At 71.5% G+C, this 9021-nt stretch carries 8 protein-coding genes; 5 read left to right on the forward strand and 3 right to left on the reverse strand.

Translation table 11 applies throughout. The features are described 5' to 3' along the window. Positions 1-474 precede the first annotated feature (474 nt). The gene (locus J5Y04_RS40885) at positions 475-867 is read left to right on the forward strand and encodes a hypothetical protein (protein WP_209417625.1); all 393 of its coding nucleotides are present in this window, start codon (positions 475-477) and stop codon (positions 865-867) included. Between the two features lie 624 nt (positions 868-1491). Here the strand turns inward: J5Y04_RS40885 and J5Y04_RS43850 are convergent. Further along, positions 1492-1944, reverse strand: a complete 453-nt coding sequence (locus J5Y04_RS43850) for a kelch repeat-containing protein (RefSeq protein ID WP_209417626.1) — start codon at positions 1942-1944, stop codon at positions 1492-1494. A gap of 625 nt (positions 1945-2569) precedes the next feature. Here J5Y04_RS43850 and J5Y04_RS40895 point away from each other — a divergent pair. From J5Y04_RS40895 to J5Y04_RS40910, 3 genes are all read left to right on the forward strand, one after another. Next, complete coding sequence (locus J5Y04_RS40895) at positions 2570-3985, forward strand: cutinase family protein (RefSeq protein WP_209417627.1); 1416 nt, start codon at positions 2570-2572, stop codon at positions 3983-3985. Between the two features lie 61 nt (positions 3986-4046). Further along, positions 4047-4382 (forward strand): hypothetical protein, encoded by a 336-nt coding sequence (locus tag J5Y04_RS40900; RefSeq protein ID WP_209417632.1) that lies wholly within the window; start codon positions 4047-4049, stop codon positions 4380-4382. A 243-nt stretch (positions 4383-4625) separates the two neighbouring features. Continuing rightward, positions 4626-5438 (forward strand): leucine-rich repeat domain-containing protein, encoded by an 813-nt coding sequence (locus J5Y04_RS40910; protein WP_245206484.1) that lies wholly within the window; start codon positions 4626-4628, stop codon positions 5436-5438. 117 nt (positions 5439-5555) lie between these two features. Here J5Y04_RS40910 and J5Y04_RS40915 read toward each other — a convergent pair whose 3' ends face one another. Together J5Y04_RS40915 and J5Y04_RS40920 are read right to left on the reverse strand one after the other, a co-directional pair. After that, on the reverse strand, positions 5556-6779 hold the full coding sequence (locus J5Y04_RS40915; RefSeq protein WP_209417628.1) for a serine hydrolase: 1224 nt from the start codon (positions 6777-6779) through the stop codon (positions 5556-5558). Positions 6780-6989: 210 nt separating this feature from the next. Further along, positions 6990-8267 (reverse strand): GNAT family N-acetyltransferase, encoded by a 1278-nt coding sequence (locus J5Y04_RS40920; protein WP_209417629.1) that lies wholly within the window; start codon positions 8265-8267, stop codon positions 6990-6992. A 541-nt stretch (positions 8268-8808) separates the two neighbouring features. Between J5Y04_RS40920 and J5Y04_RS40925 the strand changes: the two genes are divergently transcribed. After that, positions 8809-9021, forward strand: a 213-nt coding sequence (locus J5Y04_RS40925; RefSeq protein WP_209417630.1) for a hypothetical protein, incomplete at its 3' end; no start/stop codon positions are given.

Raw genomic sequence — 9021 nt, forward strand, 5'->3', positions numbered from 1 at the left:
CCGGGAGGGCTGTGAGGCCGGGCACATGGTCGACGGTGGGTGACCGGTCCGGGGCGGCCCGTGCGGGAAGTCCTGCCGGCCGGCCCGTCCCGGGGTGGCCCGCACCACAGCCCTCACCCGCCGTGTTCGCGGCCGCCGCTCTCCGTGACAACGGTGGCTCCTGAGCGGTCCACTCGGTCCCCTCGGCGCCGGACCTGAACGCGCTATGTCGGCCGAGGCCGTCGGTCCTTCCCGGCAGGGTGGCGCGGCGGCCAGGAAGGACAGGGACGCACACCCGCCCGTCATGGCCTCCTGCCGGGGCCGCGAGGGCAGTACCGGTGGCCGTCGACGATTCCGTCGGCGAGGACGGTGATCCACGAGCGGACATACTGAGGCTTGAGAACCACCCGTGGGGGAGCGGCAGCACCTGCTTGCCGCGCGTCATGCGAAGAGCAGCGTCCGTGTCGTCCCGTGCCCACCAGAAGGAAGCCCCCGTTGCAGGACGCAGTCTTCATCGCCGCCCCGCCCGGCACCGCTTGGCCGCTGTCGCGCGAGGAAGCCGAGCGTCACCTCCGCGCCCGGTATCCCGACCTGCAGTCCTGGTACGCGCACGCGCCAGTCAGCGACACCGACCACCTCGACTTCGAGGTCGAACTCGACGGCCTGGCCCGCCACGGCAGCTACTTCGAGCGCAGCCACCTCATCCTGCGCGACGGCGAGCCGGCCTTCTGGGCCGACACCATCGCCTGGTTCCGCCAACTCCTGCCCGCCGGTACCCCCGTGGTGGTCATGGCCGAGTCCAACCCGGACATTGCCCTGCCTCTCCTCCCCGGCGCCGACCCCCGGGAAATCGAAGGCCTGCTCCAGACCCTCCCCGGCATCGAGTAACTCTCCCCTCCCCGGGCTGCGGGTGCCGCTGGGAGCACTGTGAGGGCGGTCGACTTCCGCATGGCTGGTCGCTGCCGGGAGTGCGTCCGCGGAGCCAGTTCCTCAACGCCTGGCCGTTCTGCGGCGTGAAGCGGTCCCCGAGCGTGGGGGGAAGGGCGTCTCGCAGGTGGCACGAGTGATCTGCAGGACCTGCGTGCTCGCGCCGGTGGCGGCCTGTTCCGACGTCAGTTCCTCATCTCCAGGACCACTCCCCAGATCGGCTTCCACCCTTGGGGGTTTCGGGACGAAGCCGGATCCAGCACGCCATGGCCATGCGGCGGCTGACCCGGCGGTCGGGGTTTGCCAAGGTCAAGGCGGATCAGGCCTACCGCTTCAGTCGGACGTCACGGCAAGGAAAGCGGCGTCGCGGAGGCCGGCGCCGTCCGACCGCCACCACGCGGCCCTGTGAACCGGCAGATCGACGAAGGCCTTCCCCGCCGAGCCGATTGACCGTACGACCCGCGCTGCACCCCAGGGCGCGATGGTCTCGCCCGCCGGCCGCTGGCCGCCGGGGATCCGGATGCCGCAGCCCGCTGCTCGACCCACCCGGTCGGCGACCCGCCGGTGGGTGCCCTGCCGGCGGGCTCAGGGCGTGTAGACGTCGACGTCGGGCACCGTGCCGAGCGTGGACTCGGTGCTGCCCCTGGTGCCGCCGATGATGTAGACGGCGCCGTCCGGACCGATCGCGGCGCCCTCCCCTTCCCGGGGGCCGGGCATGTCCGTCACCGTCGTCCAGCTGTCGGTGGCGGGGTCGAAGGCGAAGGCCGCCGCGGTGGGCGTCGCACCGGCGTCCGGACGACCGCCGAAGACGAGGACACGACCGTCCAGGGATGCCACCCCCGCGGCCTCGGCGGCGGGCTGCGGCATCGGTGCCGCGCTGCTCCAGCTGTCCGAGTCCGGGTCATAGGCCTCGACCGCGTCGGTGATGGCGACGTCCTCCGGTCCTGCGCCCTCCGTCGTGGCGGCGAGTCCGCCCAGCGCGTGGATGGTGCCGTCACATCCGGTGGCCGTGGCGAGGAAGTAGCGCTCGGTGAGCACGGGGGTTGCCGACGACCAGGTGTCATGGGCTTCCCCCGTGTTCGGGGTCGTGCGCAGGCAGGCCGGGGCAGGGATCCGCGGAAGTCCTGCGGTCCGGGCCGGCTCCGCGTTCGCATCGGTGCCCAGAACGCTCGCCAGGGAGATCGCGAACGCCACAAGGAGGAGGGCCCACCGGCGAGGGAGCCGCGGTCGGCTCCGGCCCGTGACCGCCCCGGTGGAGGTGGAGGGAACCTGTCCGATCTGCATTGTCCGCTCCTCACACGGATGTGACGCGTCGCCAGCAGTGCGTGCCAGGTCTGGGGACGGGGGTGGCGCAAGAGATGGCGCCGCCGTGCCGCACGCCACTGTTCATCGCAGCACGGACGGGTGCGGTCGGCATCCCAGAGCCCCGATGGGCTGATTTGCGAGGGCCTGGTGACCGGAACATCATGAAATGGGCAGCGCCGCATGCTGACCACACACCGGGACGGCTGCGGGCGAAGGCCCCGAAGCGGCTGCCCCTGACCGAAGCGGCTGCCGCCCCGAACCGTCCGGCGGGCCGAGCCCGGCGAACCCGGCGAACCCCGGTGACCCGGTGGTGATCCGGTGTAGGCGTAGGTGATCCGGTGTGTGGGAGAGGTCGGCCATGCGCTTGCTCGACCGTACCGAAGGCGCCGGACGTTGCGGCCGGCGACGTGGCGGACTCCCGACGCTGAGGCGGTGGACCACGGTTCTGGGCGCACTCGGCGGTCTGTTCGCCACCGCGATCGTCAGCGCGCCGGGGGCCGTGGCGCAGCCGCAGAGCGACTGCCGGCCATACGCGTTCATCGGCGTCCGTGGTGTCCGTGGTCCGGCAGACGTGTCGCCGACGGTCGACTTCCTGGAGAAGCAGGTCGTCCCCGAGCTGCAGGCCGCGCTCGGCCCGGAGAACCTCACGGTCCAGTGGGTGGACGAGACCGCAGCGGGCGGGGTGTACGACCCGCCGGACTTCACCAAGGTCTTTGGGTCGGACGTGACGAAGGATCAGGTCCGACGGAGCGAGTCGGGGCAGCCGGAGCCTCTGACCGGCGAATCCAGGCTGCCGCCGGGTTTGCACTCCAACGAGCAGAACGGCGCCGCGGTCACCGCCGACCACCTCCGGACGCAGGCCACGCTCTGCCCGGACCAGCACTTCGTCCTCGCGGGCTACTCCGAGGGCGCATGGGTGCTCGGTGACGCCCTGGCGGACCCCACGCTCGGGCCGCTCCACTCCAGGATCGACCAGGTCCTGCTGTTCGGTGACCCGATGTTCGACAGCCGCTCGCCCGGCGTCCGCACGCCGCCCGGTCACGAAGGCCCCCGCACCGCCCTCGGCGTCGCGGCGCGGGCGCTCGGTCCCCGCGCCCAGTACGTGCCGGCTGATCTGGTGGACCGCGCGCAGTCCTACTGCTGGAGCGGCCCCGGCGCCGTCGATCCGATCTGCGCCTCCTACTGGGAACCTGACGGCGGGGCGCAGGTACGGCCGAGTGGGGCCGTGGGCCGACAGGAGTGGGCCCGTGCGATGCGGCTCTGCGGGGTGGGACTCGGTGGGACGATCGCCGCCTACGCCGGAGCCTGCGGGCACCTGAGGTACGCCGACCTGCTCGCCGGAAGCGACCGTCCGTGGAGCAGGAACGTCACCGTCAGCTCCACCACGGCCGGTTGGCGGGACACCGGACTGCACGTCAGCGCGGGCCAGACCGTGACGGTCAGGCCGGTCGCCGGCTCCTGGACCGTCGACTACCGGACGTTCGCCCGAGTCGGCCCGGAGGGGTACGGCCCGGACACCGACCACACGGTCCTGCCGGGCTGCAAGATCGACGAGGACGAGCCGTACGGGGCGCTTCTGGCGGGCGTCGCCGTAGGCGGAGACCCGTCCCACGTCGGCGGTGTTTCCGGCCTCGGCCACGGCGAAGGGACCGACGGCAGCTACACGGCCCAGGCGGACGGCACGCTCCTCCTGCACGTCAACGACCAGGATCGCTGCCTGGGGGACAACGCCGGACTGCTCACGGTGACGGTGACCGAGGCGCGGACGGGCTGAGAACTCCTGACGGGATGAATGCACCGCGTCTGTTGGTGGGCGCGGTTGGTAGTGTCCGACCGTGACTTTGACCGACCTCAGGAACGGCTTTCGCGACGACGACCAGCGGCAGTGCGTCCAAGCAGTGATCCACAGTCGCCTCGCGGATGATCGCGAGCCGCAGGAGTGCCGCTACCTCATGCGCTTCTGGTGGCAGCTGAGCATGTCGTACCAGGAGGTGTCGATCGAGCAACTGCGCCTGAACGTCGGCAGTCGGAAGCTGGACGCCATCATGGAGCTGATCAGCGCCATCAGGTCGTCCCACGACGAGATCGATGCATGGCTCGTCGCTGCGACGGAGGCGTTTCCGGTGGTTCAAGACCGTGGCTTCGGCGCCACCTCGGACTGCAACGGCTGAGGCAGGAGCTTTCGTCAAGCGCCACCGGAAGATGACGCAGCAGGCAAGCCCGAGGAACGCCTCGTGGATGCCGTTGCGGATCTCCCACCGGATCCGCAGGCGGCGGAACCAGTGCAGACGGGCGAACGCACGCTCCACAGGTCGTCTTGGTCGCTCGTCACCCGTCTCTCGCCGCTCGTGAGTCTCCCGAAGCCAGCCCGACCGGCCACCACCTGCCGGCCGGCGAGATCTATCGTGTAGGCCGTGGCGAACGAAGCAGAGTCGAGGTCGGACGCGAGCCGGTCGGCCGACACGTCGGGCCCGCTCCCGGACGGCGGGGCGGCCTACCGCGACACCTGTGCGTGCTTCGACCAGTCCCGGGTCACCAACCGGCGTCGGGTGCGCTTCCACAACGATCGTCAGGACACGTCGTCGTCGGGTTGGCAGCACCTCCTGGCGCTGATCGACGAGGCGGCCGCCGACGGGCGCGAGGTGTTCCGGCCGCTGGTGGACCTGAGCCCGCAGGAGCGGCGGCAGATCGTCACTCTGCCGCCCTCGATCGCGAAACTCACCGCGGTCAAGCAGTTCGTCCTCTACGGCAGCAACCTGGTTCGGATTCCCCCGGAGATCGGGGCGATGACCAGCCTGCAGGAGTTCGCCCCGTACACGTCGTACCGGCTGCACTGGTTCCCGTACGAGCTGACGAGGTGTCCGGACCTCGGGCGGAGCACCGTGAGCACGCGGGCCCTGTACGGGAACGAGAAGCTCCGCCCGCCGTTCCCCCCGCTGCGGTCCGGCCGCGTGGTGAAGGGCGCCCCCGACCTCGGCGGTGTCGAGCCCGGGGAGTGGGGTGCCGCCTCGGTCCGCACGTGCAGCGTGTGCGGCCGGTCGTTGGCCGGGGTCGGGATCCACCAGGTGTGGATCTCCCTGCGGGTTGCCGCCGACGTACTTCCGCTCCTGGTCAACGCCTGTTCCGAAGCCTGTGTGCAGGCGCTGCCCACGCCTCCGGAGGGCTACGTCCGAACTCCACACGTGGGCGGTCCCGGGATTGCGCAGCCCGTGGCCGACTACGCCTGACTCATCCCCGTGTGCCCATGTGCCCGTGTGGCCGCCGGTCTGCCGTCGGCCGGCCCGGCGTCCGGCCGTCCGGCCGTCCGGCCGTCCGGCAGACCGGCCGACCGGCGGGCGTGCGGCTCAGCCGAAGTCGGGGATGGGGTGGTCCGGGGCGAGGGCGGCGGCGATGCGCTGGGTGATCGTCTGGGCGGTGTGGCCGTCAGGGGTGTTGCGGCCCTTGGTGGTTGAGACGGCGATGGCCAGGTGCTCGCACGGGAGATAGGCCTGGGAGGCGGTGTAGCCGAAGAAGAGCGGGTGCTGGGAGACCCAGTCGTTCAGGACGAGCAGGCCCATGCCGTAGTGAGTGGCCTCGGTGTTCGCGATGCAGACCTTCTCCGGGCACTTGTCGGTCGGGTGTCCCAGGCCGACCGTCCCCGGGTTCAGCAGTTCCTGGTAGGCGGACGGGGAAAGCAGCTCACCCGAGCCGATGCCGGCGGCCGAGGCGGCGAGGTCGCAGATGTCGGTGGTCTGCACCGCGCCGGGGGCGGTGGTCCAGGAGGGGTTCCAGAAGCTGGACTCCTCGTAGGTGCCCCGCTCGGCGGTGAAGGCGTGGAGGACGGGTGACGGGATGTCGGGGGTGAAGCTGTTGCGCGTCTCGCGGAGTCCGAGCGGGCCCAGGACCTTCTGCTGGAGCAGGACGTCCAGCCGGGTTCCGGTGATCTTCTCCAGGGCCGCGCCGAGGAGGACGAAGTTGGCGTGCGAGTAGCTCCAGTTGGTCCCCGGCTCGTACCACGGATCCTGACCGGTCGAGATGGCCACCAGCTCCTCGGGCGTCCAGTGGCGGAACGGGTCCGCGTAGACGGCCTCGCCGAAACCGGGGGAGGTGACGTAGTCGACGAGACCGGTGGTGGAGGCGCCGAGCATCCGCAAGGTGATCCGCTCACCGTCCCGGAGGCCGGGAAGCCAGCGCGCGACGGGGTCGTCGAGACCGACCACGCCCTCGTCGACCAGCCGCAGCAGAGCCGTCCCCAGGTAGCTGATCGCGACATTGCCGTTCCGGAAGTGCATGGCGGGCTCGGCCGGGACCCCCGTCATCGATTCGCCGAGCGCGGTTGTGACGACCTCGCGACCGTCGACGGTGACCCGCAGGATGACGGACTTGAGGTCCATCTCGGCCTTGGCCTGCTCGGCGATCCGCAGGATGTCGAGCGCCGGACCGTCGTGGGGCAGCGGAGAACTGACGCAGGGCCGGTGGCGGCCGTCGTTCCCCGCGGCAGCGCCGGCCGTCGTGACCGGGGCGCTGACGGCGACGAGCGCGGTGACCGCGGCGAGGCACAGCAGTGAAGTCGGGCGTGTGGGTCTCATGCCCGCAGTATCGGCAGCCCCCACCCGGACGCCGGGCCGGCGGCCAACCGACCTGCACGAACATCACCCATCAGGCCCGCGCACGACGGCGACGTCGCGGGCACCGGTCGCGCCGAACACGCCGAACACGCAGGGCGGCCGGCGGTGGCGGCGTGCTCACGGCCGCCCCGCGCAGGGCCGGAACCTGTGCGGGGCGGGCACGCGTGCGGGTCAGAACCAGTGGAGGCAGTGCGGGGGGCGTTCGGCGCGGAAGAGGGCGTCGGCGAGGGCGGCTGCGCCGGGGTGGTGGGCGCGGATGTGTCCGGCGCGTACGAGTGTGCTCGGGGTGGTGCCGCCGAGGTAGACCGAGCCGAGGTCGCTGATGTCCAGGGAGAGGTCGGGTTCCCGGTCCGTCGGGGTGCAATCGCCCTTGCCGTCCCGGACGGTGAGGAGGTAGCGGCCGTGTTCGCCGAGGAACGGGTCGTCGACGTCGAGGACGAGCTCGCCGTCCGTGGGCCAGCCGCGTGCGGCGAGCGCGCGCGGGACGTCCAGCAGCCGTACCCAGAGCCAGTCGGTGTCGCCGGTCACCTCGCCGGCGCGGAAGTCCTCGAACTGCCAGCGCAGCGGGTGCCCGGTCGGGGCGTGCTTGAACACGACCTGGGTGACCAGGTCGTGTTCGAGCAGGAAGCGGGCCAGGGCGGTGTGGACGGCGTCGTCGACGGCGATGGTCTCGTCGACGGTCAAGATCCCGGCCCCGGCCTCGCCGAGCGTGTAGCTGGCGTACCCGTCCGGGACGCCGTCGGCGTCCCGGTGGACGGCGATGTAGCGCGGCGCCGGGGACACCGGGGGCTGTCCAGCGCCCAGCGCCCACCAGCGGTGCGGCCGGGACAGCGCGCCGGGCTGGGTGCGGCGGTAGCGGTCGTAGACCTCTTCCAGGATCCCGCCGCACTCGGCGCGGCGCAGCACCTCGATCGAGCCGGTGTCCGACGTGGTGTCGGGCGTGGTGTCGGGCGCGGTGTCCGGGCCGGCCGCCGGGGCGCCGGTCGCTGCGCGTGCCCGGGGAAGGGCGGCTGCCGCCCGGTGGCGTGGCACGGTCAGCCGCGCCGTGTAGGTCGCCGGTCCGTAGCCGAACCTGCGGTAGATCAGGGCCTCGGAGGCCAGAAGTACGGAGAGGCACTCCCCGCGGGCCCGCAGCGCGGTGAGCTGGTGCCGCATCATCGCGGTGAGCACGCCCTGGCGCCGGTGCGAGGGCAGGACGCCGACGGCGGTGACCCCGGAGACCGGGACGAGGACCTCGCCGGGCAGGGTGAGCTCGAAGGAGTACGCACCGGCGGTGCCGACGGGGCGACCGTCCCCCGAAACGGCCAGCAGGCTGTGGTCCATCTCGTACGCCGACCAGAAGACCCCGCCGCCGTCCTCGTTCGGGGTCGCCGGGAAGAGCCCGAACGCGGCATGGACTGTGTCGACGAAGACCTCGAGGTCCTGGTCGGTCGTAGGACGGATGTGCATCGCTGCTGGTGCCTCCCCTGGATGACCGGCACCACGGCTGGTGGTGTCCCGCCACAGTGCAGCGTCAGCGCGTCGCCAGGTCAAGCGGATTACGTGTGTGGGAGGGGGACGCAGGTGACAGGCCTGTGCTTGCGGGCTTTCGGGGGCGGGTCCGTCGGTCTTGGCCGGTAGGCGGATGGGGCGGATGGGGCAGGTGGTCGGGGTGTGGTCGGTCCGGTGCTTGGGGGTGCCCCTGGGGTTGCTGTTGCGGTGTCGTGGGCGGCACGGAATTGGTCAACTTCGTTGGGCGGGCGGGGTTGTGTGCTCGACAGAGGGTGGGGCCGGTGCTAGTTTCAGAACCTGTTCGGAAATTCTACTGGCACGCGAGGATCGCAGGGGCTGGGTTGCAGTGACGGACACGGGATCGTCTAACACGAAGTCAGAGTCCATGGGCGGGACGGGTTTTGGCTCGTCCGGTTCAGGACGGTCGGATGAGGGACCGGCGGGGCGGGGTCCGGTGGGCGCCGGCTCGCCGGGTGCGAGGTCATCTGATGGTGCATCAGTGAAGCGCCTGGGGAAGGCGGGTGGCGCTTCCGCTGCTTCCGCTGCTTCCGCCGGGCCTGCGGAGCCTTCCAGCTCTGCGGCTGCCTCGTCGGGTTCGGGTGACGGCTCGGGTTCGGGTTCGGGTGGGGTTTCGGTGGGTGCCGGGGTGACGTTGGCTGCGGTGGCGGTGGTGCAGTTGATGGTGTCGTTGGATCTTTCGGTGGTGAATGTG

This window comes from Kitasatospora sp. RG8, assembly GCF_017813315.1.
In the GTDB taxonomy this organism is placed as follows: Bacteria; Actinomycetota; Actinomycetes; order Streptomycetales; family Streptomycetaceae; genus Kitasatospora.